The sequence below is a fragment of the Marinobacterium sedimentorum genome (assembly GCF_024267675.1).
Lineage (GTDB): Bacteria > Pseudomonadota > Gammaproteobacteria > Pseudomonadales > Balneatricaceae > Marinobacterium_A > Marinobacterium_A sedimentorum.
The window spans coordinates 1-25,644 of the sequence record NZ_JALDYX010000007.1 but is presented as its reverse complement, the minus strand read 5'-3'; the positions used below and the strand labels follow the sequence as shown (position 1 = coordinate 25,644).

Annotated in this window: 22 protein-coding genes and 1 tRNA gene; 15 read left to right on the top strand and 8 right to left on the bottom strand. The window is 59.5% G+C overall.

Features of this window, described 5'->3' with window-relative positions:
- The first annotated feature begins 7 nt into the window (after positions 1–7).
- The 3 genes from MRS74_RS08350 to MRS74_RS08340 all read left to right on the top strand — a co-directional run bounded on the left by MRS74_RS08350 (position 8) and on the right by MRS74_RS08340 (position 6,219).
- A tRNA-Arg gene (locus tag MRS74_RS08350) sits at positions 8–83 on the top strand.
- Positions 84–423: 340 nt separating this feature from the next.
- Entirely contained in the window at positions 424–1,605 is a 1,182-nt protein-coding gene (locus tag MRS74_RS08345; RefSeq protein ID WP_254579819.1) for a response regulator, read from the top strand.
- A 51-nt stretch (positions 1,606–1,656) separates the two neighbouring features.
- Complete coding sequence (locus MRS74_RS08340) at positions 1,657–6,219, top strand: ATP-binding protein (RefSeq protein WP_254579818.1); 4,563 nt, start codon at positions 1,657–1,659, stop codon at positions 6,217–6,219.
- A gap of 186 nt (positions 6,220–6,405) precedes the next feature.
- On the opposite strand, the gene MRS74_RS08335 is transcribed toward MRS74_RS08340, so the two are convergent.
- The 3 genes from MRS74_RS08335 to flgA all read right to left on the bottom strand — a co-directional run bounded on the left by MRS74_RS08335 (position 6,406) and on the right by flgA (position 8,101).
- Positions 6,406–6,834 (bottom strand): flagella synthesis protein FlgN, encoded by a 429-nt coding sequence (locus MRS74_RS08335; RefSeq protein ID WP_254579817.1) that lies wholly within the window; start codon positions 6,832–6,834, stop codon positions 6,406–6,408.
- A gap of 62 nt (positions 6,835–6,896) precedes the next feature.
- Positions 6,897–7,211 carry a flagellar biosynthesis anti-sigma factor FlgM gene (gene flgM, locus MRS74_RS08330; protein ID WP_254579816.1) on the bottom strand — a complete coding sequence of 105 codons (315 nt, stop codon included), beginning with the start codon at positions 7,209–7,211 and terminating at the stop codon, positions 6,897–6,899.
- Positions 7,212–7,399: 188 nt separating this feature from the next.
- Positions 7,400–8,101 carry a flagellar basal body P-ring formation chaperone FlgA gene (gene flgA, locus MRS74_RS08325; RefSeq protein WP_254579815.1) on the bottom strand — a complete coding sequence of 234 codons (702 nt, stop codon included), beginning with the start codon at positions 8,099–8,101 and terminating at the stop codon, positions 7,400–7,402.
- A gap of 257 nt (positions 8,102–8,358) precedes the next feature.
- Here flgA and flgB point away from each other — a divergent pair, with 257 nt between their 5' ends.
- The 11 genes from flgB (at position 8,359) to flgL (ending at position 19,267) form a co-directional block, all read left to right on the top strand.
- Positions 8,359–8,763, top strand: coding sequence for a flagellar basal body rod protein FlgB (gene flgB / locus MRS74_RS08320; protein ID WP_254579814.1), 405 nt, complete (start codon positions 8,359–8,361; stop codon positions 8,761–8,763).
- A 3-nt stretch (positions 8,764–8,766) separates the two neighbouring features.
- On the top strand, positions 8,767–9,198 hold the full coding sequence (flgC, locus tag MRS74_RS08315) for a flagellar basal body rod protein FlgC (RefSeq protein WP_254579813.1): 432 nt from the start codon (positions 8,767–8,769) through the stop codon (positions 9,196–9,198).
- 19 nt (positions 9,199–9,217) lie between these two features.
- A complete protein-coding gene (locus tag MRS74_RS08310; protein WP_254579812.1) occupies positions 9,218–9,886 on the top strand; it encodes a flagellar hook assembly protein FlgD in 669 nt (222 codons plus the stop codon).
- A gap of 65 nt (positions 9,887–9,951) precedes the next feature.
- Positions 9,952–11,835, top strand: coding sequence for a flagellar hook protein FlgE (locus MRS74_RS08305; protein ID WP_254579811.1), 1,884 nt, complete (start codon positions 9,952–9,954; stop codon positions 11,833–11,835).
- Between the two features lie 162 nt (positions 11,836–11,997).
- Entirely contained in the window at positions 11,998–12,741 is a 744-nt protein-coding gene (locus MRS74_RS08300; RefSeq protein WP_254579810.1) for a flagellar basal body rod protein FlgF, read from the top strand.
- 58 nt (positions 12,742–12,799) lie between these two features.
- Entirely contained in the window at positions 12,800–13,585 is a 786-nt protein-coding gene (flgG, locus tag MRS74_RS08295) for a flagellar basal-body rod protein FlgG (RefSeq protein WP_254579809.1), read from the top strand.
- A 49-nt stretch (positions 13,586–13,634) separates the two neighbouring features.
- Positions 13,635–14,324, top strand: coding sequence for a flagellar basal body L-ring protein FlgH (gene flgH, locus MRS74_RS08290; protein ID WP_254579808.1), 690 nt, complete (start codon positions 13,635–13,637; stop codon positions 14,322–14,324).
- A gap of 11 nt (positions 14,325–14,335) precedes the next feature.
- A complete protein-coding gene (locus tag MRS74_RS08285) occupies positions 14,336–15,442 on the top strand; it encodes a flagellar basal body P-ring protein FlgI (protein WP_254579807.1) in 1,107 nt (368 codons plus the stop codon).
- A gap of 61 nt (positions 15,443–15,503) precedes the next feature.
- Positions 15,504–16,547, top strand: coding sequence for a flagellar assembly peptidoglycan hydrolase FlgJ (gene flgJ, locus MRS74_RS08280; RefSeq protein WP_254579806.1), 1,044 nt, complete (start codon positions 15,504–15,506; stop codon positions 16,545–16,547).
- 67 nt (positions 16,548–16,614) lie between these two features.
- Entirely contained in the window at positions 16,615–18,309 is a 1,695-nt protein-coding gene (gene flgK, locus MRS74_RS08275) for a flagellar hook-associated protein FlgK (protein ID WP_254579805.1), read from the top strand.
- 37 nt (positions 18,310–18,346) lie between these two features.
- Positions 18,347–19,267 carry a flagellar hook-associated protein FlgL gene (gene flgL, locus MRS74_RS08270; protein WP_254579804.1) on the top strand — a complete coding sequence of 307 codons (921 nt, stop codon included), beginning with the start codon at positions 18,347–18,349 and terminating at the stop codon, positions 19,265–19,267.
- A 33-nt stretch (positions 19,268–19,300) separates the two neighbouring features.
- On the opposite strand, the gene MRS74_RS08265 is transcribed toward flgL, so the two are convergent.
- The 5 genes from MRS74_RS08265 to MRS74_RS24095 form a co-directional block, all read right to left on the bottom strand.
- On the bottom strand, positions 19,301–19,663 hold the full coding sequence (locus MRS74_RS08265) for a hypothetical protein (RefSeq protein ID WP_254579803.1): 363 nt from the start codon (positions 19,661–19,663) through the stop codon (positions 19,301–19,303).
- Entirely contained in the window at positions 19,663–20,070 is a 408-nt protein-coding gene (gene fliS / locus MRS74_RS08260; RefSeq protein ID WP_254579802.1) for a flagellar export chaperone FliS, read from the bottom strand. The genes MRS74_RS08265 and fliS overlap by 1 nt, the downstream gene beginning before the upstream one ends.
- Before the next feature lie 26 nt (positions 20,071–20,096).
- Positions 20,097–21,509 (bottom strand): flagellar filament capping protein FliD, encoded by a 1,413-nt coding sequence (gene fliD, locus MRS74_RS08255; protein ID WP_254579801.1) that lies wholly within the window; start codon positions 21,507–21,509, stop codon positions 20,097–20,099.
- Positions 21,510–21,543: 34 nt separating this feature from the next.
- The gene (locus tag MRS74_RS08250; protein WP_254579800.1) at positions 21,544–21,921 is read right to left on the bottom strand and encodes a flagellar protein FlaG; all 378 of its coding nucleotides are present in this window, start codon (positions 21,919–21,921) and stop codon (positions 21,544–21,546) included.
- A 72-nt stretch (positions 21,922–21,993) separates the two neighbouring features.
- Complete coding sequence (locus MRS74_RS24095) at positions 21,994–23,568, bottom strand: flagellin N-terminal helical domain-containing protein (RefSeq protein WP_306421972.1); 1,575 nt, start codon at positions 23,566–23,568, stop codon at positions 21,994–21,996.
- Positions 23,569–23,926: 358 nt separating this feature from the next.
- Between MRS74_RS24095 and MRS74_RS08235 the strand changes: the two genes are divergently transcribed.
- Complete coding sequence (locus MRS74_RS08235) at positions 23,927–25,390, top strand: sigma-54 dependent transcriptional regulator (protein WP_306421971.1); 1,464 nt, start codon at positions 23,927–23,929, stop codon at positions 25,388–25,390.
- The last annotated feature ends 254 nt before the right edge of the window (positions 25,391–25,644 follow it).

The following is a 25,644-nucleotide window of genomic DNA, read 5'->3' as shown; positions in this document are numbered from 1 at the left end:
TTTACGTCTCTCCGTAGTTCAACTGGATAGAACGAGGCCCTCCTAAGGCTTAGATCGGGGTTCGAGTCCCTGCGGGGAGACCATTTCACGCCAGACGCCTGACGGGCGTTAGCCTCGGCGGTGATGGTCTCGATTGTTTGGCTGACGCTGTTGTGCCCCTGCACTGTGGCTGGCTTTGCGTTAATGGTTATTCCTTCTTTTTTGTGCCTTCATCCCATTTTCGATCATTGTTCAGCCATCACCGAACTTCCTGACCGGTGTTGCGGTTGCCGTATTTCCGATTGTGTTTCCGTATTTTCTGGATTCTCCTTGCTGTCAAGTTTTCCTGCCTGTTTTTTGTACTTGTTGACATAGGTTTGCCGCCGGGTGTTCAACGCGTGCTATCTTTCCTTGTACATTCAAAGCCCTGCAAGAAGATGTCGCATGAGTGCCAATAGAAACATCCTGATTGCCGCCGAAGATGTGGATGATGCAAAGGTTGTCCGCGAGCTGCTGTGCAAGGAATTTGAACAGGTGTTTATATCCACAGACTCGGACAGGTCGGTGGCGGACTTTGAGCAGTACAGTCCTGCCGTTTTGGTACTGGCGTTTCCGACACTGGCCCGCGCTCAAAGCTACTATCTGGGGCTCTATCGCCTCAGCGCTCAGGCACACGCACATCCCCACAGAACCCTGATTCTGTGCACCAAGGCCGAGTTGCAGGAAGTGTACAGCCTGTGCAAGAAAGGCCACTTTTCAAGCTATGTGCTGTTCTGGCCGCTGGGGTATGACTCCACGCGCCTGGGTATGGAAGTGCATCACGCGCTGCGACAGGTGGCGCTGAACGAAGCCGAGACCCCCACCACCAGTGAATTTGCCGCCCAGGCGAGACGTATCGCCGGGCTCGAAGCGTTGCTGGAGATGAGCCTTAGTCAGGGTAGGGAGCATATCGCATCGAGTCAGCAAGTGGCGGAGCAGGCCGGTGATGATATTCGCCTGGCGCTGGATGGTTTTGCGTCTCGATTCTCGACCCAGGGGCAGCGGCTGCTGCGTGAGGCCGAGGGTGTGGTGGATCTTTCGGTGCTGGATCTGCTGCAGACCGAGTTTGCGCGCCTGCAAACTGAGCAGGTCGATGTGCACCTGCGTACCGCGTCCAGCGCGATACAGCCGGTGAGCGACTGGGAGGAGCAGTTTCGTCAGAAACTGGTACCTGAGATGGAGTCCGTACGGGGGCTGCAACAGCTCGCAGAGACCCGCAAACCGCTGGTGCTAGTGGTGGATGACGATGCCTTTCAGCACAAGTTGGTGGCGCGTCTGCTGAAGGATGCGGGTGTCGAGCTTATGTTTGCACTATCCAGTCAGGAGGCGATGGCGGCCATGCGTGCGCGTCGACCTGAACTTATTTTCATGGATATAGGCTTGCCGGATCTGAGTGGCATTGAAACCACGCGACGTATCAAGGCTATTGAGTCCTTTGCCAGCATCCCGGTGGTCATGATCACTGGGCACAGCAAGAAAGAAGTGGTCGTTGAATGCCTTAAGGCCGGTGCCCGTGACTTTGTGGTCAAACCGCTCGACAAGGCCGTTTTGCTGAAAAAACTTAGTACTTTGCTGCATATGGAATAACCCTGTAACCGCTGTTGTCGTGCGCCCGCACGCTATGACTAGGCAAGGACGATGACCTCAATATCCCCGGACACTGCCCAGACTGATACTGCCCAAACGGCGGCGGCCAGACCTCTGTCTGCCAGCGCTATCGCCAGCGGGCCGCAACTCGTGCGTATTCTGGCCATTACGCTGACCTATGTGACCCTGGCGCAGCTGGCGGTACGATTTCTGTCCCCGGACTCGGTGCTGGCCTTTATCTGGCCGCTGGCGGGCCTGTCGATAACCGCGTTGCTGATGTTTGGGCGCAACTGCTGGCCCGGCATTGCGCTGGGGGCTTTTGGCTCTGCGGTGATCAGCCTGAATCAGCTGGGCGACCCCGGCAATGCTGCAGCCATGCTGGTTCCTGCGGTGACGACGGTTGGCGTTACGCTGCAGGCGGTAACAGGTGCCTGGGTGTTGCAGCCCTTGTATCGGGGGCTGGTCCGGCACTATGACCAGACCCCTTTGCTGGTGCCGTCGATACTGCTGGTGCCGGTGGTCTGTCTGGTGTCCGCCAGCATTGCAACGGCGGCACGCTTTGGCTTTGGCGCAGCAGATAGTGCAGCGCTGAGTGGCATCTGGTTCCGCTGGTGGGCAGGAGACAGCCTTGGTGTTCTGTTGATCATGCCGCTGATCATGGCCTGGATGCTGTACCGGCGCCATCAGCAGGCGCGAGCGGGCCTGGTGCTGCTGTTGCCGCTGCTCACGGTGGCCCTGGTGCTGAGCGGTTATTACTGGCTGACGCGCAGCGAACAGCTTGAAAAGCAGGCAGACCTGGCGGCTCGAGGGCAGGATCTGAGTACCCAGTTAAGCGGTCTCTATGCCGGGCAGGAACACGCGGTCATGATGGGGGCGGCTTATATAGCATCCAGTCGGAGCCTAAGCGCTGCCACCTTCAGCGAGTTTACCCAGCGGGCGCTGAGTACCGAAGGCGTTCTCTGGCTCGGCTGGGCCGAGCCAGAGAACGCGGCGGGCAGCTACCGGCTAAAGTTTGCAGCAGGCCCCGCTGCAAAAGCGGTTAAGACCGGGTTGGACTTTAGTGCCGATGCGCGTGTCAGCGAAGCCCTGGTGAGTGCGGCACAGAGCGGCCAGCCGGTCCAGATACTGCGCCCTGAGCTGGAGTCTGGCGGTGCCCGTTTATTCTTTGTGCCCGTATATCGCGGGGATCTGGATGTTGGCAATGCAAGCCTCGAAGAGCGTCGTGCCGGCGTGCGTGGTTTTGCGGTGGGTGCGCTGTCGCTGGAGCCCGCGCAAGCACTGGCAGGTGCGTCGGTAGGGATTCGCTTTAGCGTGGCTTTGGCCGCCGCGCCAGCGCCTCTGGTATTGTTTGAACGCCAGGTTCCGCAGGACAGCCTGCCTGGCTGGGCTGAGCCGCTGCATGCAAGGCCGGGCGAGGACCGGCTGCTGGAACTCTGGGCGCTGACGCCCTGGCGGCCAGGGCAGAGCTTCAGTGTAAAAATCTACCTGGTGGCGGCGGTACTGGCGGCGCTGTTAGCGACCCTGCTCACCTTTCTTTCCGCAGGACAGCAGGCGCGTGTGCGTCACGAAGTGATCCATCGTACCGCCGAACTGAGCGAGGCCAAGGCGCGGTTGCAGCGGGTCATTGATGGCAGCAGGCTCGGCTTCTGGGACTGGGATCTGGTCAGGGGCAAAATTCAGTACAGCGGTTGCTGGGCCAGCATGCTGGGCTACCGCCTCGATGAGCTGGAGCATACCTATGAGACCTGGGCTGATCTGGTTCATCCGGACGACAAGCCGGTGGTGGAGCAGGCCATGGATGATCTGCTGCACGGGCGCTGCGAGCTTTATGAGCACGATCACCGGCTGCGTACCGCCAGTGGCGAGTGGCGCTGGATCCGTACCAGTGCCGCTGCCCTGAGCCGGTGCGAGAATGGCAAGCCGCTGTTCATTTCCGGCATTCATACCGACATCCACGACAACAAACAGCTCGAGCTGGCACTTAAGGCCAGCGAGCAGCAGCTGCATGAGGCCAACGCCACGCTGGAGCGGCGTGTCGCAGCACGCACGGCCCAGCTGCGGGTCAGCGAGGGCTTTATGCGTGCGCTGATCAATGCGCTCAATGTGCATATAGTGGTGCTGGATACCGATGGCGGCCTGATTACCTGCAACGAGTCCTGGCGCCGCTTTGTTGAAAGCAACTGGCGCCAGAGTCAGCCGATCCGCCGGGGAGTGAATTACTTCAGCGTCTGTGGCCCGGAAGAACAGGAGGGCACCCGGGCGGCCGCGCTGATTCAGGCGGTCATGCAGGGGGCGCGGGATCAGGGTGCCTTTGAATATGCCTGTCACAGTGGCGATCAGCAGCACTGGTTCCAGTGCAAGGTCAGCCGTTTCCGGGTGGGAGAGGGCGCCCTGCGGGTGGTGCTGTCGCATGAAAACATTACCCAGCGCAAACAGGCCGAGGTTGCGCTCAAACAGCTGAATGATCAGCTGGAGCAGCGCGTGCTGGCGCGTACCGAGCAGTTGCAGCAGGCGCAGCTGCGGGCTGAAGAGGCCAGCCAGGCAAAATCACAGTTTCTTGCCACCATGAGTCATGAAATACGTACCCCGCTGAACGGGGTGATCGGCATGGTTGACGTCCTGGAGCAGACCCGGCTGGAACCCAAGCAGAAAGGCATGGTGGATCTGATTCGCATATCCGGCCTGTCGCTGCTGAGCATCATTGACGACATTCTTGATTTCTCCAAGATCGAAGCCGGGCACCTGGAGCTGGATCCGGCGCCCTTTTCCATTGCCGCGATGGTGGAGCAGTGCTGTGCCATGGTGGACAACCAGGCCAGCAACCGCGGTGTGGAGCTGCGCATGTTTACCGACCCGCAGCTGGCGCCGCTGCTGCTGGGGGATGAGCTGCGCATACGCCAGGTGCTGCTGAATCTGGCCAGCAACGCCATCAAGTTTTCCAGCGAAGGCGACGGCGGCCGGGTGTCGGTGCGGGTCTCGCTGGAGCAGGAAACGCCGCAGCAGGTGCGGGTGCTGTTGCAGGTGGCCGACAATGGTATCGGCATGAGCGAACAGGCGCAGGCCAGCCTCTTTACCGCGTTCAAGCAGGCCGATGCCTCCACTACGCGCCGTTTTGGCGGTACCGGGCTGGGACTCGCGATTTCGCTGCATCTGGTGAACATGATGCAGGGTGAAATCAAGGTACAGAGTGCGCCCGGTGAAGGCTCGGTGTTTAGCGTATCACTACCGCTGCAGCGCCTGCCGGCTGGGCAGGAGATGCCTGTCACCGAGTCGAAGGTGGCAGGGCTGACCTGTCTGGTAGTGGGCTCGGCGCAGAGTCTGGCGGATGACCTGCAGCTTTATCTGCAACACGCGGGTTGCCTGACCGACAGGGTGAATACCCTTGAAGAGGCGCAGCGCTGGCAACTGCAGCAGGGCCATGGGTTCTATATCTGGGTGGTGGATATCGAGCACCAGGCAAGGGAGAAGCCAGGGTTTGAACTGGCAGCCGACCTTGCCCCCGGCCAGGATCTGGTGTTCGTGCAGATCGAGCGTGGCCAGCGGCGGTATCCGCGCCAGGCTAGCCCCAACCGGGTGGAGGTGGACGGTAATGTGCTGTCGCGGGGGATGCTGCTGGCCGCCGTAACCTACGCCAGCCGGCGTGAAATACTCGAACCGGTGAAATGGGGTCAGACCGAGGCGGTAGAGGCCGTTGTCCTGCCGACCCGTGAGGAGGCGCTACAGCAGGGACGCCTGATTCTGGTGGCCGAGGACAACAAGGTGAACCAAAAGGTGCTTGTGCATCAGCTGGGTCTGCTGGGCTATACCGCGGATATTGCCGATAATGGGCTCGAGGCGCTGGAGCTGTGGCGCAAGGGTGACTATGCGGTGCTGCTGACCGATCTGCATATGCCGGAGATGGACGGCTATCAGCTTACCAAGGCACTGCGGGCCGAGCAGACGCAGCGGACCCGCCTGCCCATCATTGCCCTGACCGCCAACGCGCTCAAGGGCGAGGCGCAGCGCTGCAAGGATATCGGCATGGATGATTTCATCAGCAAGCCGGCCCGGCTGGAACTGCTGCGGGCCATGCTGGACAAGTGGATACCGAGCGCCGCTGCAGCTGCGAATGGCGCCGGGGACGTCGCCGATGAGACTGAAGTCGTGCAGCCGATCACAACAGCAGAGCCGCCAGAAACGGTCTTCCTGCAAGCGGCGACCGCGGGCGATGCGGCAATTGCTGAGGTTGAGACCGGCCTTGTAGACGAGCCTGCACTGGCAAGCACGGACGAGAGCGAAACCGTGAGCGCAGTGCTGGATACTGCCGAGTTGGCGGCGCTGGTGGGGGACGACCCGGAGGCCATTCTGGAACTGTTGCAGGATTTCCGTCACTACGGTCTGCAGACCTCCGTTGAGCTGCTGCAGGCCTATGAGGATACTGATGCTGAGGGTGTCAGTGCCATGGCCCACAAGCTGAAATCATCCGCCCGCTCGGTCGGTGCGATACGCCTGAGTGACTATTGTGAGCAGCTGGAGCATGCCGCCCGCGAGCAGGATATGGTCAGGGTGGATGGCCTGATTCCGCTGTTCAGGCAGCAGATGAACGAAGTGGAGCAGCGCATCGCAGCGCTCTGATCCGCCGGCGCAGGTGCTTTAGCGCGCTTGTTGCGGCCAGGTAAGGTACCTGGCTTTGATGGCGTCCGCATTGGCCTGCAGCCAATGATGAAGTTTCCCTGCTTCATATCAACCCGCCGGGTTGATATTTTGGGCTGGCCTTTAGCGTCGGGTTCTTGGGTGACAGCAGACTTGAGCCGTCAGCGTTCAGGCCTTGCCGAGGCGGTTCTGGGCTGAAAGCTGGCCCTTGCCGCCGCTGGCATCGTACAGGGTGTGACGCTGATTCTGTCCGCGTAGCAGTGCCAGCAACTGGTCGTTGTTGCGGCTGTTGCGTCGCAGCACCTGTTCATTGCGCAGATTCAGACGCTGGATCTGCTCAAGCGCCTGTTGCAGTGACTGCCACAGGGTTTCGCTGGCGGGGCGTAAATCTTCGGGCAGGGCTGCAAACCACTGTGCCATGCCGTTGGTCGTTGCGCTGTAACCGAACTGCGTCATCAGTTGCTCGCGCTGCGCATTCGTCTGGGCAAGTTGTTCGAGCAGCAGCTGCTTGCTGGCAGTGGACTGTTGCAGGTCTTGGAGGTTGTGCTGTGAAAGGGCGGTGAATTCGATCTCGAGCTGGGCCTGCAGATCAGTCAAAACAACAACACCCTGACGAGTCAGGGTGTCAAATGCGTTCTGGTGCGGTAGCGAAAGGGGTGTCAATCCAGCGTGCTCTCAAAGTCGACCATGCGCTGGGCAAGGCGCTCGTAGTTGATCTCGTAACTACCCGACTCGATGGCGTTGCGCAGTGCCTGCACCCGGCTTTCATTTACCTCGGGCGTATCCGCCAGCGCCTTGTCGGCGCCCTGCAGGGCCTGGGCGGCTTCGCTCAGCCGAACCTCGGCAGCACTGCCGGCCTTGGGGGCGGGCGACGTCTGCGGCTGGGCCTGATCGCCAACGCGGTTGTTGTCTGTCTGGGCACGGGTTCCGCTGGCCTGACTTTTCGGCGGCAGCCCCGTGAAATCAATAACCATCCTGCTGATCCTCAATTTCGCTTCTGATGAGGTTTATCGGATGTATCTGGCAAAACTTTAGTACTTTTTCCCAAGGCTTTTATCACTGCGATGGCAGTGGCGTTACCTCGCTGCAGTATATCCCAGACCAGCGCCGTGGTCATGGGCCCTACTGAACTGCCGAAGCCTTCTTTAGCCCTTGCCCTGCTTTACCGCGTCAGCGGTCGCACCAGTCCGCGTGCCACCACCAGGGCCTTGATTTCCTGCCCGGAGCGGTCGTTGCGTACCCTGATCTGCGCACCATCCTCGCCGTCTTCCAGGGCTGTGCCCTGGGCACGCAGGAGCATGGCGCCGGTACGGACTTCGATAATCACACTGTCGCCGCGCTCAATCAGGGTGCTGTTGGTAAGCATGCCGGCATTCAGGATGCTGGCATTGGGCAGGTGGCGGCTGGCACTGCGGCCTATGACATCCTCCGGTGCCAGATAGTAACCGCGGGTTTCGTCGCTGATATCCAGCAGGCGGCTTTCGATATCGTCATTGCCAAGCACTTCGCCGCGGCCCACCGGGCGGCGGGTGATCATGACCTGGTGCAGTATGCCGACCTTTGCCGTCACGAAGAGCGCCCAGTGTTGCGGCCCATCGCAGGCAACCCTTGTGGTAATGCGGCTGCCGCTGCCCCTGGGGGCTTCAACTGTCAGGGGGGCGGCGCAGTCGGGCAGGCGCAGGCGGGTGCTGACCGGGTTTATGTGCACGTCGATCCGGGCGGCGGGATTCTGCTGCCGGTACAGCTGGGTCAGGTAGTCGCGGGCACTGTTCTCGACGGCGGCGGCGGAGGTATCAGCCTGGGTCACCGCCGAGAGGAGCAGGCTGGCGCACAGGGCGAGGACAGAAAGAGAAAGACGCGTCACAGGGATATCCTGAGTGAATGGGCAAAGCGGGCGTCGCAGGTAAATGCTGCAATGCCCGTCGATGATGTCAGGTCTGTCCCGGGCTGTAAACCGCAGCGGCAGACGCGGATTGCCGCTTTGCCGCAGGCCAGTCCTGAGCGGTAAAAGGTTGCCGCTCAGGCCGCTACAAAAATATGCAGCGCCCGCGGTGACTGGGGTTTTCGGCTTTGGCATGTGGATTGCTTTAATGATTGGCAGTCATGAAAAGAGGCAATCGGATGACCATCAGCTTTGACAGCGCACTGGGGATTCACGAGTCGGCAACACTGTTGCGGGCCCGCCGGGCGGAGGTTTTATCCAACAATATCGCCAATGCCGATACCCCTGGCTTCAAGGCGCGTGACCTGGACTTCGCCAGCATGCTCAAGGGTGCGCAGGCGCCAGCCAGCGGTCTTGCGATGCAGACAACCCAGGCCGGGCACCAGCAGCTGACGTCTGATCCGTCAGCGCTGGCGGCAGACATGATGTTCCGCACCCCGACCCAGCCCAGCATTGATGGCAACACGGTTGAAGTGCAGGAAGAAATGGCGCGTTACACCGAAAACGCCCTCGACTATCAGGCTTCCTTCGACTTTTTGAACCGCAAGTTCAAAGGGTTGAGCAAGGCCATCACCGGGAACTAAGCGATGTCTTTATCCAACGTATTCAGTATCGCGGGCTCCGCAATGAACGCCCAGAGTGTGCGCCTGAACACCACCGCCAGTAACCTGGCGAATGCTGAGAGCATCAGCTCCAGCACCGGTGAAACCTACCGCGCGCGCAAGCCGGTGTTCGAGGTGCGGGCGCCAGAGGCCATGCAGCCGTTTGCAGCTCCTGGGCTTGAGGCGGGAGTTGGCGTGCATGTGGCCGCGGTGGTGGAGAGTGATGCGCCACTGCGCCAGGAATACAGCCCGAATCATCCGATGGCCGATGACAATGGCTTCATTTACTACCCCAATGTAAATGTGGTGGAGGAGATGGCCGACATGATTTCGGCGTCGCGCTCCTTTCAGATCAACGCGGACATCATGAATACAGCCAAGCAGATGTTGCAGCGCACCCTGCAGCTGGGGCAGTAGGCCTGGGAGCTAACCGATCATGAGCACCATTGACAGCAACAGCAATATTTTCAATCAGATTAACCAGACCAACCAGAGCAACAGCAAGGCGACCAGCGCCGACGAGTCGGACAGTGAAATGTTCATGAAGCTGATGATCGCCCAGTTGCAGAATCAGGATCCGACGAGTCCTGCGGATACGTCCGATTTCATGCAGCAGATCGCCAGCATGAGCACCGTCGAGAGCATCGCCAATCTGAGTACCTCGGTGGATCTGCTCGGCCAGTCGCTGATGAGCAGCCAGGCGGCACTGCAGGCATCCTCAATGGTGGGGCAGCAGGCCTACGTCAAAACGGACCTGGCGGTGTTGCCCGAGGGCGGCAAGGCTGAGGGGCTGGTGTCACTCGACAGCAGCGCATCGAACGTCTGGGTGTCGATTTACGACCGCAACGGCGTGCTGGTGGATACCCAGCAAATGGGGGCTCAGAGCGCGGGTGATCACAGTTTCGTCTGGCGCGGCACCGAGAATACGCCGCCCGGCCAGTATCGCGTTGTGGCGCAGGCTCAGGTGAATGGGGAGGTCAAAACCCAGGATCTGTACATGGGGCACCGAATCAACAGTGTGACGCTGGGCCAGAATGGCATCGGCATGAAAGTAAATACGGATGTCGGCTCCGCCGGAATCAACGATATCAAGCAACTCGGATAGGTGTCTTTCAGGCTGAGCTGATCCTGCATTAGCGTCGGCCAACAGACTCCCCAAAGGAGAGCAGCATGGCAGGTTTCAATACGGCAATTACCGGGCTCAAGTCGGCGTCCACCGACCTGGATGTCACCGGCAACAACATAGCGAACTCCAGTACGGTGGGTTTCAAGTCCTCGCGCACCGAGTTCGCCGATATCTATGCCACTGCCGTGGTGGGGGCCGGGTCCAGCAATACGGCAGGGTCCGGCGTGACGGTATCCGATATTGCCCAGGACTTCAGCGCCGGTACCATCGAATTCACCAACAACAATCTCGATCTGGCGATTAACGGCTCGGGGTTCTTCCAGCTGGATGATGGCCAGGGCAGTGTGACCTATACCCGCGCCGGTGCCTTTGAACTCGACAAGAACGGCAACATCGTCTCCAAGGACGGCAAGAACCTGCAGGGCTACGGCCTGGACGATCAGGGCAATCTGTTGCCGGTGGGTGATCTTTCGGTGACCCAGAAAGAGAGCCCGCCCAAGGCCACCGAAAGCATAGACCTGTCCGTCAATATCGACGCCCGGGCCGATTCCACCAAACTGCTGACGCCCTACGATAAGGACGAGCCGTCGTCTTTCACTTACAGCACCACGGTGCGCACCTTCGACAGCCTGGGTAACGAGCACACCATCAAGCTGAACATGGTGGAGCAGCCGCCGGTGCGCGAAGTTCAGACGCTGGAGTTCGATGCGCTGCCCAACTCGGTCACGATCTCGGGCTACACCTTTGATCCCAGTGATGGTATATCCGCCGCAGAGTCGATTTCGCTGATTGCGACGGATCCGCGTATCGCTGATATCAGCGTCAGTGGTAGCAACCTGGTGGTGCGGATGAATGCCTCGGCCACCGATATAAACGAGCTGCAGGTGGTGAATAATGATGGCGCCGTGAACTTCAGCGGTATCAGTTCGGATGAGCTGGCGGCCAATGAAACCCATACGTATTCTCTGGCAGCGGGGCCTCTGGCAGCGGATACGACGGTTGAAATTGGTGGCATTGAAGTTTCCCTGGATGCCGGCATGACACAGGATCAGATGGGCGCTGCGCTGGCTTCGAGCCAGGGCGCGATCAAGGATCTTAACCCCGATGTCGAGTCCGTGATCTATGATGCCACCAGCAACGAGCTGATCATTACCTTCAAGGCGGCCTCCGGCGATGTGGCGGACGGCCTGCTGGCAGTCAGCGATCCGGATACCATCATGGGGGCTCCGGCGATCATGCCCGGTGACAATTCTTACCAGGGCGTGTATCAGGTGTACGCTTACCTGAACGGGGAGGAATTGCTCGATATCGGCAAGGTAGTGGACCCAGGCGAAACCGGTTTTGCGTCCGAACAGACGGAAGTCGGGCCTGTGCTGATTACCTTCGACCCCAGTAGCGGCCTGCTCAACAGCATTAACGGCCAGCAGTTCCTGGCCGGCGGCAGCGTTCCAGCCATTACCATTACCGGTGCCGACCCCGCCAACAGTGAAACTGAAATTCGGCTGGACCTGAGCAATACCACCCAGTTTGCCTCGACCTCGATCGTGAAGACGCAAGACCAGGATGGCTATTCCAAGGGCGACCTGGTGGGGGTGAGTTTTGGCGGCAACGGCGAAATGATTGCATCCTTCAGCAACGGCCAGAATCAGCAACTGGGTGTGGTGGCCATCGCAACCTTTGAAAACCAGTCCGGCCTCAGGCCCAGTGGTGGCACCGAATGGAGCGCGACCCTGGATTCGGGGTCTGCGATCGTCAATCCTCCGGGCTCGGGTCTGAGCGGCAGTCTGCGCTCGGCGGCGCTGGAGCAGTCCAACGTCGACCTTTCGGCCGAGCTGGTACGTCTGATCGAGGCGCAGCGTAACTTCCAGGCCAATTCCAAGACGCTGGAAACCCTGAATACCGTAACCCAGACCATCCTGCAAATCTGATCGGGTTAGCTGGCACTATTAAAAAGCGGCGCTGAGGCAACTCCAGCGCCGCTTTTTTGTGCCTGGCCTCTTTTGTCTTTCACCATATTTCATGGCACAGCAATTGCTTTATATCCGTAAAGGTCGCGAAAGCGGCAACGGTTTTCCCAGCAGGAGCGGTCGATGGACAAAGTGCTGTATGTGGCAATGAGCGGAGCCCGCGAAAGCATGGTGGCGCAGCAGGCCCATGCCAATAACCTGGCCAACGCAACCACGACCGGATTCAAGACCGATCTGGCCCAGGCCCGCGCCATGCAGGTGTTTGGCGAGGGGCTGCCGAGCCGGGTTTATGCCATGACCGAACGCCCGGCTACCGATACCGGCACCGGCACCCTGATGCAGACCGGACGGGATCTGGACGTTGCCATCAATGGTGAAGGCTGGGTTGCGGTAGTGGCACCGGATGGTACCGAGGCCTACACCCGTGCCGGCGAGCTGCAGATCAATGCCGCCAACCAACTGATGACAGGCAGCGGATTGCCGGTGCTGGGTGCCGGCGGCATTGCCGTTGTGATTCCGCCCTCTGAAAAGGTCGATATCGGCAACGACGGCACCATTAGCGCCCGCCCGTTGGGTGAGGGTGCGGCCGAGTTGCTGCTGGTGGACCGCATCAAGCTGGTGAAGCCCGATGATGGCACTCTGTTCAAGGGCCTGGATGGCCTGATGCATAGCCCCGGCAACGCCCCCTTGCCACCGTCGCTGGATGTGAGCCTGCGTTCGGGCTACCTGGAGTCCAGCAATGTCAACGCGGTGAACGAATTGACCGAGATCATCAGCCTGGCCCGCCAGTTCGAAATGCAGGTCAAGCTGATGAAAACCGCCGAAGAGAATTCAAGTGCTGCGGCCCGTATCCTGCAGCTCAGCTAATGCAATGCCGGCAATAGTCTGATGGCTGCTGTCGGTAAAATGCCAAGGAGTTAACGCTATGAATGGAGCTTTGTTTGTCGCCAAGACGGGCCTCAGCGCGCAGGATACGTCGCTCAAGGTTATTTCCAACAACCTGGCCAACGTCGCCACTGTGGGTTTCAAGAAAGACCGCGCCGTGTTCGAGGATCTGCTCTATCAGATCAAGCGCCAGCCCGGTGCTCAGTCGGCGCAGGAGTCCCAGTTGCCCTCAGGCCTGCAGCTGGGCAGCGGTGTTCGCACCGTGGGTACCCAGAAGCTGTTTTCAACCGGCGACCTGCAGGTCACCGACGAGCCCTTTGATGTCGCCATCAATGGCCGTGGCTTTTTGCAGGTAGTGCAGCCCAGCGGCGAGATCGCCTATACACGCAATGGCCAGCTGCATCTCAATGGCGATAATCAGCTGGTAACCGCCGAGGGCTTCCTGCTCGAACCTGCCATTACCCTGCCCGACGAAGTGCAGACCTTCAGCGTGGGGCTTGATGGCACAGTGCAGGTGACGATCGCGGGAGATGTGAATCCGCAGACGGTCGGCCAGCTTGAGCTGGCGGACTTCGTTAACCCACAGGGCCTGCAGGCCATCGGCCAGAACCTGTTTATAGAAACGGCCGCCAGCGGCGCACCCGTGGTGGCAACACCGGGGGATGGCGGCACCGGTCTGTTGCAGCAGGGCATGCTGGAGGGCTCCAACGTCAATGCGGTGGAAGAGCTGGTAAACATGATCACTACCCAGCGGGCCTACGAGCTCAACTCCAAGGTTATCTCCACCGCCGATGAAATGCTGTCCTTCGTGACGCAGCAGCTGTAAACCGGCTGAAGGGGGCAAGGTGAAAGGTGCAGTCAACAAGGTAAAAGCAATGACACAAGCCATGATGATGACGCGCAGGCTGCTGCTGGTGGCGCTGGTGCTGGTACTGGGCGGCTGTGTGACCAAGGCGCCGAAACCGGATAATCCGTATTTTGCGCCCATCCCTGCACAGTCCTACGAGACGGTGCCCCCGGCGAATGGCTCCATCTATCAGGCGGCCACCAGCATTAACCTCTACGGGGATGGCCGTGCGCTGCGGGTCGGCGATGTGATTACCGTACTGCTGTCTGAAAAGACCCAGTCGTCCAAGTCTGCCTCGACCGATGTCGATAAAAGCAACCAGATCAATCTGCCACAGCCACAGCTGTTTGGGCGCGGTATCAGCGCCTTTGGCAACCCGCTGAGCCTGTCGACCCAGAGTGACAGCGCTTTTGCCAGTGAAGGCAGTTCGGACATGAGCAACAGTCTGAGCGGCAGCATTACGGTAACAGTGCACGAAGTGCGCCCCAACGGCCTGTTGCTGGTAAAAGGCGAGAAGTGGCTGACGCTGAACCAGGGCGATGAATATATCCGTGTCAGCGGCATGGTGCGGGCGCGGGATGTCACAGCCGACAATACCGTATCGTCAACCAAGCTCGCGGATGCGCGCATTGCCTACAGTGGTACCGGTGCCGTGCATGACTCCAACGTCATGGGCTGGCTGGGCAAATTCTTTATCAGCCCGTTCTGGCTGTTCTAGGGGGTACGATCATGTGGCAGCGCCTTCTCAATTCCGGCCTGGTGGCAACGGTGCTCTGGCTTGTGCTGGTAGCGCCGGCTCAGGCCGAGCGCCTCAAGGATATCGCCTCGGTCCAGGGCGTACGCAGCAACCAGCTGGTTGGCTACGGTCTGGTGGTGGGGCTGGATGGCACCGGCGACAAAACCAGTTTTACCTCCCAGACCTTTCGCAACATGCTGACGAATTTCGGCGTGATCCTGCCGGCCAATCAGAATCCGTCATCCAAGAACATTGCCGCCGTGGCGATTCATGCCGAGCTGCCGGCCTTCGCCAAGCCTGGCCAGACCATCGACATTACCGTGTCTGCCATCGGTGATGCCAAGAGTCTGCGCGGTGGCAGCCTGCTGATGTCGCCGCTCAAGGGCGCCGATGGCCAGGTTTATGCCATTGCCCAGGGCAATCTGGTGGTATCGGGCTTTGGCGCCGAGGGGCTGGACGGCTCGCGTCTGTCGGTGAATATCCCCAGCGTCGGGCGCATTCCCAATGGTGCTTCGGTTGAGCGTGCTGTGCCCAGCGCCTTTGCCCAGAGCGATACGCTTACACTGAACCTGCATTACGGCGACTTCACCACAGCCAGGCGCGTGGCCGAACAGATCAACGGTCTGCTGGGCCCCGACATGGCGATCGCGATGGACTCCACCTCCATTCAGGTGCGCGCCCCGCGGGAGCCGTCGCAGCGGGTGTCCTATCTGTCGGTGCTGGAAAATCTGGAAGTGCAGCCGGCCGAAGAAGTGGCAAGGGTCATTATCAACTCCCGCACCGGCACCATCGTCATCGGCCAGAATGTGCGCATTTCACCGGTGGCCATCACCCACGGTGGCATGACGGTCTCCATTACCGAAGCCATTGATGTGAGTCAGCCCGATGCTTTGAGCGGCGGTGTGACAGTGGTTTCGCCGCGCTCCGGGGTGGAAGTGGATGAAGGCTCGGGCCATATGTTCGAATTTACCCCCGGCGCCTCGCTGCAGGATATTGTCTCTGCGGTAAACCAGGTGGGGGCGGCACCGGGGGATCTGATGGCGATTCTCGAAGCGCTGAAACAGGCCGGGGCCCTGCGGGCCGAGCTGGTGGTGATATGAACATCTTTAGTGGCGCTTTGCTGCCTGGCTTATTGCTACCTGAACACAAGGGGCTGATCTGATGGAACGCAATAACGGTTTGGGTAGCAAGGCGCAGGTCTATACCGACCTGAGTCAGCTGACGCAGCTCAAGCGTGATGCCAAAAGCGATGGCCCCGAGGCGCTGGCGCAGGTGGCCAAGCAATTCGAGCAGATGTTCATGAGCATGATGCTCAAGAGCATGCGCGAAGCCAATGCGTCCCTGGCCGAAGACAGCCCGTTCAACAGCGGCGATGTGAAGTTCTATCAGGACATGCTCGATCAGCAGATGACGCTGGAGCTCTCTACCGGCAAGGGCATGGGGCTGGCCGAGGTGCTGGTCAAGCAGCTGGGGCAGCAGCTCAATATGCCGGCCACGCAGGGTGACGCTGAACTGCGGCCGCTGGATGAATCCGAACGCATGCTCAAGCGGGCGTTTGATGGCGGTGCCCAGCTGGCGGCGCTGGCACAGTTGCAGCGTTCGCAGCTGCCTGAGGCCGCGGAATTACCGCCCCATGTCAGCTCGGCGCAGCAGAGCGTCGCGAAAAACCTGGCAGCCGAGGCTAGCGGGAGCGTCGCACAAGCGGAGCCCGAGACCTTTGAAACACCCGCCGACTTCGTCGCGACCCTGCTGCCGTTGGCGCAGCGGCTGGCGCCGGAGATTGGCGTAGACCCCAGGGTGCTGGTGGCCCAGGCGGCGCTGGAAACCGGCTGGGGCCGGCATATCAGTCAGGACAGCAGTGGTCGCAACAGCCGCAACCTGTTCAATATCAAGGCAGACAGCAGCTGGCAGGGCGAACGGGTAGGGGTCAGCACGCTGGAATACCGCGGTGGTGTGGCGATGCGCGAGTCGGCGGCCTTCCGTGCCTATGGCTCCTTCGAACAGAGCTTTGAAGACTACGTCAGCTTCCTGCAGCAGAATCCGCGCTACCGTCAGGCGCTGGAGCAGGCCGCCGATCCAGAGGCTTATCTGCAGGAACTGCAGGCGGCGGGCTATGCCACGGATCCGGCCTATGCCAAAAAAATCGGGCGTATCTTTGACAGTGAACTGCTGTTGCAGGCGCGAGCAGATTCGGCTCAAGAATAACCGCGGCCGGCCGCTAATAATTTAGCAGCCTGTCGGGCTTGGCCGGTCGTAGCGAGGGAGAGAGTCAATGTCCAGTTTCAATCTGTTGAGCATCGGTACCCAGGCGTTGCAGGCTAATGCCAACGCGCTGTCGGTGGTCGGGCAGAATATTGCCAACGTCAACACACCGGGTTACTCGATGCAGCGGGCGGATCTGGTCTCGCTGGAGAGCCCCGGCGGCGTGCAGGTGCGCGATATACAGCGCATGGCCAACGATTTCCTCACCGGCCAGATCAATTCCGATACCTCGGCCTACAACAGCGCCCAGGCCTTCGAGCAACTGGCCAATCAGCTCGACAACCTGCTGGCCTCGGACGTATCCAGCATTTCCAAGTCCATGGATGACTACTTCGCCGCCCTGCAGGGCGCGGTGGATGATCCGAGCAACCTGGCCGATCGTGAACTCCTCCTGGCCCAGGCCGATGCGCTGGTGCGCCGTTTTCACGACCTGGACGCCAGCCTTGCGCGCCAGCAGGATACCATTAGCGGCCAGATCGAAAGCTCTGTGGCCCAGATCAACAGCCTGGGCCAGGGGCTGGCCCAGATCAACGATCGGGTGCGCCTGGCCACGGCTTCCGGCGCCTCGACCAACGAGCTGCTGGATGAGCGCGACCGGTTGATGGAATCCCTGGCAGGCTACATCGGTTTTACCACCGTGGCCGAGGCGAATGGCGAGATGAGTGTTTTCATCGGTAATGGCGAGCCGCTGGTGGTGGGCAGCAATGCCAGCCGGCTACTGACGGTGCAGGACAGCCTGGATCCCAGCCAGCGCAATATTGCGCTTCAGGTCGGCAGTAGCATCAGAGACGTTACCGGCCAGGTCAGTGGCGGCCAGATAGGCGGTTTGCTCGAATACCGCACTGATGTGCTGTATCAGACCCAGGATGAAATGGGCCGCATCGCCATGGTGTTCGCCTCCAGCATGAATGCGCAGCAGCTGCAGGGGCTGGATCTGGATGGTAATGTTGGTCAGCGCCTGTTCGCAGATATTAACGCCAGCGCGGCAGCCACTGACCGGGTACTGGCGGACAGCGGCAACGCCCGCAGCGCGACATCCCGGGTGGATATCGCCGATGCCGGTGCGCTCAGGGCGTCTGCCTATGAACTGGTGTTCAATACCGACAGCAGTTTTACCGTTACGCGCCTGAGTGATGGTGTACGCTGGAACAGCAACCAGCTGAGTAGCGAAAGCGGTGCTGCGGGCGTGGATGCGAATCAGGAGTTTTATTTCGATGCCGCCAGCGGCAGCCTGACGCTGCAGGTCGATGGCTTTAGGCTGGAACTGGATTCCAGCGAGCGCTTTGTCAAGGGCGACAAGTTCGAGATTCAGCCCACCCGCAGCGGCGCCTCCGAGTTTGCACTGGAGCTGAGCAGCGGTCGCGCTCTGGCACTGGCCGACAGCGCAGGCGGCGTCTCCAATAACCGCAATGCCCTGGCCATGTCCGATCTGCAGTTTGCCAAGCTGGTGGATGGCAGCTCGTACCAGGAGCAGTATGGGCGCCAGATCGAGCGCGTCGGCAGCCTTACGGCCACCGCCCAGATCAGCACCCAGTCAAGCAAGGCGGTGCTGGATGCCAATCTGCAGACAAAATCCAGCCTCACCGGGGTCAATCTTGATGAGGAAGCGGCCAGGCTGGTGCAGTTCCAGCAGGCCTATCAGGCGTCGGCGCGTTTGATCGCGGCGTCCCAGACGATCTTTGACTCACTGCTGGCCGTGGTTTAGCGGCTGGTTGTTTGACAGCAGATGAGGAGGAACACCAATGCGCATATCCACCCAGCAAGTCTTTTTGAACAATGTCGATAACCTCAGCCGGACCAACAGCGAGCTGATCAAGACCCAGCAGCAGATGGCCACCGGCAAGCGGGTGCTGCAGCCCTCGGATGACCCGCTGGCCGCCAGCCAGATTATCAAGCTGGAGCGGGAGCTGGCCCGTACCGAACAGTTTCAAACCAGCATAGATACGGCCAATCGACGCCTTAGCCTGGAAGAAGTGACGCTTGATCAGTTATTTAATGATTCGATTCGTCTTAAAGAGCTGACCATTCAGGCGGGCGGTGGTGCGCTGGGGTCTCAGGACCGGGCATCCCTGGCAACTGAGATCGACGGTATTATCAACCAGATGCAGGGGTTGATGAATACCAAGGATTCACAGGGCGAGTATCTTTTTTCCGGCTTTCAGGGCGATAAGCAGGCGTACAGCTTTAATGATGTAACCCAGCGTTACGAGTTTCAGGGAGATGCTGAGCGGCGTTTTGCTCAGATAGGTCCGGATAATCGTATAGCCATTACGGATTCGGGCGCGCAGCTGTTCGATCCCACCAATGTGCTGAATGTCGCGCTGGATCTGAGCAACGGGCTCAAGACTATAGATACCAGCACCGCCGCCGGTAAACTCGAGCTGGACACCCTGGTGGCCGATACCCTGACTTCACTGGAAGGCGTCCAGGAGTTGAACATCCAGGGCCGCGCATCCATTGGCGCACGGATGAATGCGCTGGAGCAGCAGCAGCTTGTGAACGAGGATTACAGCCTCTTTACCCAGGAAGCGCTGTCGTCGTTTCGGGATCTGGATTACAACGAGGCCATCAGCCGCCTGACGCTGCAACAGACAACGCTGGAAGCCGCCTACGCCAGCTTTAGCAAAATCAGCGGCCTGAGTCTGTTCGATTACATTCGGTGACAAGCCGCACGTCTTGAAAACCTGATACTGGGATCAAAGCCCGCGATAGGCATTAATGCCGGCGTGGGCTTTTTTCTGTTTGTTGTGGGCGTCGCTGATGGCGCTGCGACGGGCGCTGAACAGTGCCTGCAATTCAGTGTTCATCGCTACCAGTTCTTGCAGCAGAGGCGGGGCAAAGGCGGGGTCGTCGGCCAGCTGGCTGATATCCAGTGACCGGATGCTGGTGTTCCAGCGCTCAAGCAGGGCGGCGGGATCGATCGGCTCGGTAATGGGTTGCCGTGCCAGCTGGCGCAGCTCTTCAAAGCATTCCACAGCAATGGCGTGTTGCGCGCGCCACTGCTGCTCGTTCAGGCGTGCGTAGGGAGATTCGCTCGGCTTATCATTCACGGTTGCCATCAGGCAGGCTCTGCGGTGCCTGCCTGGAGAGTGCCGATGGCATCCCAGCCGGCCTTGATTTCGATGATCAGCTGCGCCACTTCGTTGAGCTTGTCGTTCGAGGATTCCAGGTTGGCCTGCAGCAGAGTGCGGGACATATAGTCGTACAGTCGGTCCAGGTTGCCGGCCACTTCATTGGTCTCGATATCCCGCAATGAGCCCTGGAGTTCGCCGATAATGCTGATGGCCTTGCCAATGCTGGCGCCCTTGGCAGCGGTATCACTGCGATCTATGGCGCCCTTGGCCTCGGCCAGGCGCTTGAGTACACCTTCAAGCAGCATGCCGATCAGCCGGTGTGGCGTGGCGGTCTGGGCTTCGGAACTGATATTGATCTGCTGGTAGGCTTTGGTGGCCTGGAGTCTGTTCATCTGGATTCGTTCCGGTTTGATAGCTGTTATTTGTTACGGTATTTACTGATCTGACTGATGCTCTCCAGCTGCTGGGTCAGAAAATCACCGGTGCTGCTGAGCTGTGCCACTATGGCATCCATGGCATTAAATTGGCTGAACAGTCTGGCTTCCAGGGAGGTCAGACGGCGGCTCAGGGACTCGCGGTCATCGTCAATCTTAGCCATCTGGGTATTGATGGAATCGGTACGGCTGTCAAAGGTGCCATCGCTCTGCAGATAACCCTTGAGGCTTGACTCCAATGCTTTTGCCAGCCCGTTCTCGCCGGCAAAAAAGGATGCGGTGTCCGAGAAACTGTTTGTCAGGGCTGTGCTCAGCTTGTCGCTATCCAGCTGCAAGGAACCGTCCCTGTTACTGGAAATTCCCAGGCCAAACAGGCTGGTGATGGCGCCGCCTGAGTTGTAAGAGCCTGAGAGTACGCTGCGAAGCTGGTTTTGCACCGTGCGGGTGAGTGAATCGCCCTGTAGGGTGCCTGCCACGCCGGTTTCCGAATTGTAACTGGTCTGATCACTGATCAGGCTTTGCAGGCTGTTGTAGGCCTTCACAAAGCCTTCAATGGCGGACTTCACTTTGGTTGTGTCTGAGCTGATGTTCAGTTCAACGGGCTTGTCAGCTTCGGTGGTTGCCTTGAGGGTTAGGGTGACGCCGGGAATAATCGAATCGACGCTATTGCTGGCAGAGGTCAGCGCCTGACCTTCCAATGTGAAGGCGGCATCGCCCGCTGCCCGTACCTGATCGTAGTTGCCAGTGTCACCGTCCAGCAGCGGATCGGCGTCGCTGGCATAGCTGTAGTCAAAGCCCGACAGATCGCCGCTGGTGGTGGTGCTGCTGATCGAGGTGATGCGGTTTTCTTCGCCGGTGTCGTTGGCCGTGAGCACTAGGCGCGGGCCACTGGTGAGGTTCAGAATGGTGGCGGTAATGCCAAAGTTGTCCGAGGCGCCGTTGATGGCATCGCGCACGCCTTCAAGGGTGGCATTGCCGGTGGCAATATCCACGCTGAAACTGTCGCCGGCGGCGTTCCCAAAACTCAGGCTGCCAGTATCGCCGCTGTTATAGCCCTGCTGTCCGACCAGCTTGTGTGCAGTGGCGAGGCGGGAGACTTCAAGGCTGTAACTGCCGTTGCTGGCGGATTGCTCAGCGCTGATCGATGCCAGGGTACTGTCAGAACTTGTCGTTGCGCGGCTATTGAGTTTGCTGGTATCAAGCAGCGTGCTGTAGCTGGACTGGAATGCCGACAGTGCACCCTGAAGAATGCCGACGGCAGAGAGCTCGGCTTGCAGGCTGGCTTCGCGCTTGTCGAATCGGGCCTGGGCAGGAGAACCTTCGGCGGCCACCAGCTGTGATACCAGGTCGCTGATCGGCAATCCCGAACCAAACCCGGTGGATGTAATAACAGCCATGATTACGCCTCCTGTCTGTCGCTACTCAGTACGCTCACACGACCTCGTTGAACAGAATGCTCTGCATTTCCTGCATATGGTTGACCAGTTTCAGCAGGTCTTCAGAGGGCATCTGTTTTATCACATCGCCGGAGTCCCGGTCGATCACCTGAATCACCTGGCGACCGCTCTGGTCATCCACCTGGAAGCTGATGCCGCGCTGCATCTGCTGCATCACGCTGTTGAGTGCTTCTACGGTTTCGGCCACTTCCTGCACTGTCAGCTGTGCATTCTCGGTGGCAACCGAGGTACTGTCGCTGTTGCCACTCTGGGGCGCGATGGTGCCGCTATCCCGTGCAGGGGCGCTGCGCTCTGCGGCGCTGTTGACTGAACTGCCCGATGCCGGAGATGACGCAGGGGAGATAATATTCATGCAGGATTCTCCTTAAACCAAAAGGGGGCCCAAGGGCCCCCGTCAAGTATAACCACTAACGGGGAATGCCCGTTACTGCAGCAGCGACAGAACCGACTGCGGCAGACTGTTGGCCTGGGCCAGGATGGAGGTGCCGGCCTGCTGCAGGATCTGCGCGCGGGTCAGGTTCGCAGTTTCGGCCGCGAAATCGGCATCCTGAATACGTGAACGGGACGCCGAGGCGTTTTCCGATACGTTCTGCAGGTTACTGATCGTGGTTTCGAAGCGGTTCTGAATGGCACCGAGGGACGCACGGGTGGTGTCCACTTCTTTCAGGGCCGCGTCTATGGTTGCAATCGCATCCTGAGCACCGGCAACGGTGGAGATGTCGACCTTCTCTATCGACTTGGTGGCGTCGGCACCTTCGTCGGTACCCGCTGCAGTATCTGCGGTTGTAAAGCCAAGGTTGGTAATGCCCGCAGTATTGCCGGAGGTTTCAGTCAGGGTGATGTCTGCGCTGGTGCCCTTGTCTGTGGTCACAAACTGCAGCTTGCCCTGGTCTACGGTTGCACGAACCTCGCCGACCAAGGTGGCGTTGCCGGCAATCTGCTGGTTGATATTGTCGGCCAGTGATTCCAGCGTGGTGTAGGTACTATCATCAATGGTAATGGTTTGCGCTGCTCCGCCATTGACCGCCAGGTCGAACTGGGCATTGGTTTCAGCTGGAGTAGATGCAACACCAGCAGTGGTCATAGCACCATCAACAAGAGTCGCGTCAGTGCCGGCGATAGTGAATGTTAGCGCGTTATAGTCGCCACTTCCGTCTGTGTCTTCTGTTATTGTCAGAAATCCAGTAGTTCCATCAATAGTCGCGGTTGCATTAATACTCGCAAGGTCCAATGCGGCCTGCAGAATAGTTTCATTTGCACCGGTTGTAGCGCCATTCAGAGTTATAGAGCTTGTGGTATTAGTGCCATCACCAATGGTAAATATAAAGCCCCCGTTGCCGGCACCGGAGCTGGAAGTGTCGCCACTGATGTCATTGTCACCAGTATATACGGCTGCACTACCTGCCCCGGCTGCAACCGTTTCACCAATAGTGAGTGTGCCTACTTCATTACCAGCGCTCAAAGAGGCTGTGGTCGCATCGCGGCTACCGGTGGTACCCATGTCGGTGGTCCGGAAGCTGTCAATCTTGACGCTGATGGTTTCGTTTGCCTGAGCACCCACCTGGATGTTTTCAGCGAAGCTGCCGCTGAACAGGTCCTTGCTGCCAAAACGCGTGGAGGTAGAGATACGATCCAGTTCGTTCTTGAGCTGCACCACTTCATCATTCAGTGCCTTACGCTCGGAGTCACCCAGGCCGCCGTTGGCCGACTGCAGCGAGAGTTCACGCATGCGCTGCAAAATGTTGGTGCTTTCCTGCATCGCGCCTTCAGCCGTCTGGGCGAGGGAGATACCATCGTTGGCGTTACGCACAGCAACATTGAGGCCGTTAATCTGGCTGGTCAGTCGGTTTGCTATGGCAAGACCGGCTGCATCGTCCTTGGCGCTGTTGATACGCAGACCCGAGGAGAGACGCTGCAGTGAGGTCTGCAGATCGCCTTCGGACTTCATCAGGTTACGCTGGGCGTTCAGGGACGCGATATTGGTATTGATAACAGCCATGGTCGTTCTCCTTTTACCTCCGTGGCCGTTCAAATCTGGCAGGAGGTGTTCTGGGTCATACGTAGGGATCGTTAGATCCGTGTTCGGTGTGAATGTGTTAACGGCGCTTTACAGGGGAACTTTAGAAATTTTTTTTTTGGCCCAGGCCTTATTTGTTGTGGGCTATTCGCGCCGGCATCGTTGCAGCCTGCCTCCGGGAGCCTTTTCAGGTGGCGTTATTGGGACTGTGCCGGCCAAGCGGCGCTTGGGTCAGCGGGGTCTGATTGGGATAAGTGTCAAATATATGTGACAGTTGCGGTTGTGCCCTGCTGCGGGATGTCATAAATTTGACTATCAAAAATTCAGGTGCCGGCGAAGGATGATGCTGCCAGGTGTTCAGATACAGCTGATCGAAGATGATGCGCCGCGCCGCGAGCGCCTTGTGCAGGCGCTGGAGTTTGTCGGTCTGCAGTGTCAGGCGACGGATTTTGTCTCCTGGCTGCAACGCGGCGACGAACCGGTACGGTGTTCGGTGATTCTGCTGGGTGAATGCCGTCTGCCGTTGTCTCTGGGCAAGTTGCTCACGGAGCTGCGCCGCCAGGATGGTGCCATGCCGGTGATTCTGCTGGCTGACTGGAGTGAGCAGGCAACGCTTGCGGAGGAGCTGCAGGCCATGCTGGTGGGCGCTCTGACGCCCACACCCAGCTACAGCGCCCTGGCAGATCTGTTGCATGCGGCCCTGGTGTACCGTCAGCAGTGTGGCGCGGGCCATGTCGATCAGGTCGGGCTTTTTCCGGATCTGGTGGGGGCCAGCGAGTCGCTGTTAAAGGTGCGGCGCATCATGGCGCAGGTGGCCGAGCGCGATGTCAGCGTGCTGATAACCGGCGAGTCCGGCACTGGCAAGGAAGTGGTGGCGCGCAGCCTGCACGAGCATTCGCTGCGCAGCAAGGGCCCCTTCGTGCCGGTAAACTGCGGTGCCATTCCGGCGGAGCTGCTTGAAAGCGAACTCTTTGGCCACGAAAAAGGCGCCTTTACCGGCGCCATATCTAACCGCGCCGGGCGCTTCGAGCTGGCCCAGGGTGGCACCCTGTTTCTGGATGAAATCGGCGATATGCCATTACCCATGCAGGTGAAGCTGCTGCGAGTGCTGCAGGAACGCCAGTTCGAGCGGGTGGGCGGCAGCAAGACGCTGGATGTGGATGTACGCATTCTGGCAGCGACCCACAAGAATCTCGAGCAGATGATCGCCAAGGGCCTGTTCCGCGAAGACCTCTATTATCGCCTTAATGTATTCCCCATAGAATTGCCGGCACTGCGTGAGCGCAGCGAGGATATTCCGCAGCTGATCAGTGCGCTGGTCGGGCGCCTGAATCACCAGGGCTTCGGCCAGCTGATGTTTCACCCCGTGGCCATCGAATCCCTGCTGCGTTATCCCTGGCCCGGCAATATCCGCGAGCTGGCCAATCTGGTTGAGCGCCTCGCCATCATGCACCCCGACGGCGTTGTCGGCGTATCCGAGCTGCCGGAGAAGTTTCGCCTCATTGATGAGCCTAACCCCGAGCGTTATCGTCGTGCTTCATCGGGCGCAGCAGCGGGCGGCTCAGCCCTGTCTGCCACCGACTCTTCACACGCGACAGGCGCCGCGGCAACCGCGCCCGACCTGGCACGGCTGCCCGATGCCGGGATCGATCTGAAAAGCCATCTTGAATCCATTGAGCAGCGCCTTATCGAGCAGGCGCTGGACAGCTGTGATAGCGTCGTCGCCCGCTCCGCCGACCTGCTGCAGATTCGAAGGACCACCCTGGTGGAGAAAATGCGCAAATATGGAATCTCGCGCAAATGAGCCATACATTCACCCAGGGAAAAGGCCGGTTTAAGGCTTGGATCACAGTGTCTCAACATGAGGTGAACGGCTGCGCCAGTTTGCTGCAGATCCGCGACAGTACCTTGGCCCTGGTGGAGAAAATGCGCAAATATGGAATCTCGCGCAAATGAGCCATACATTCATCCAGGGAAAAGGCCGGTTTAAGGCTTGGATCACCGTGTCTCAACATGAGGTGAACGGCTGCGCCAGTTTGCTGCAGATCCGCGACAGTA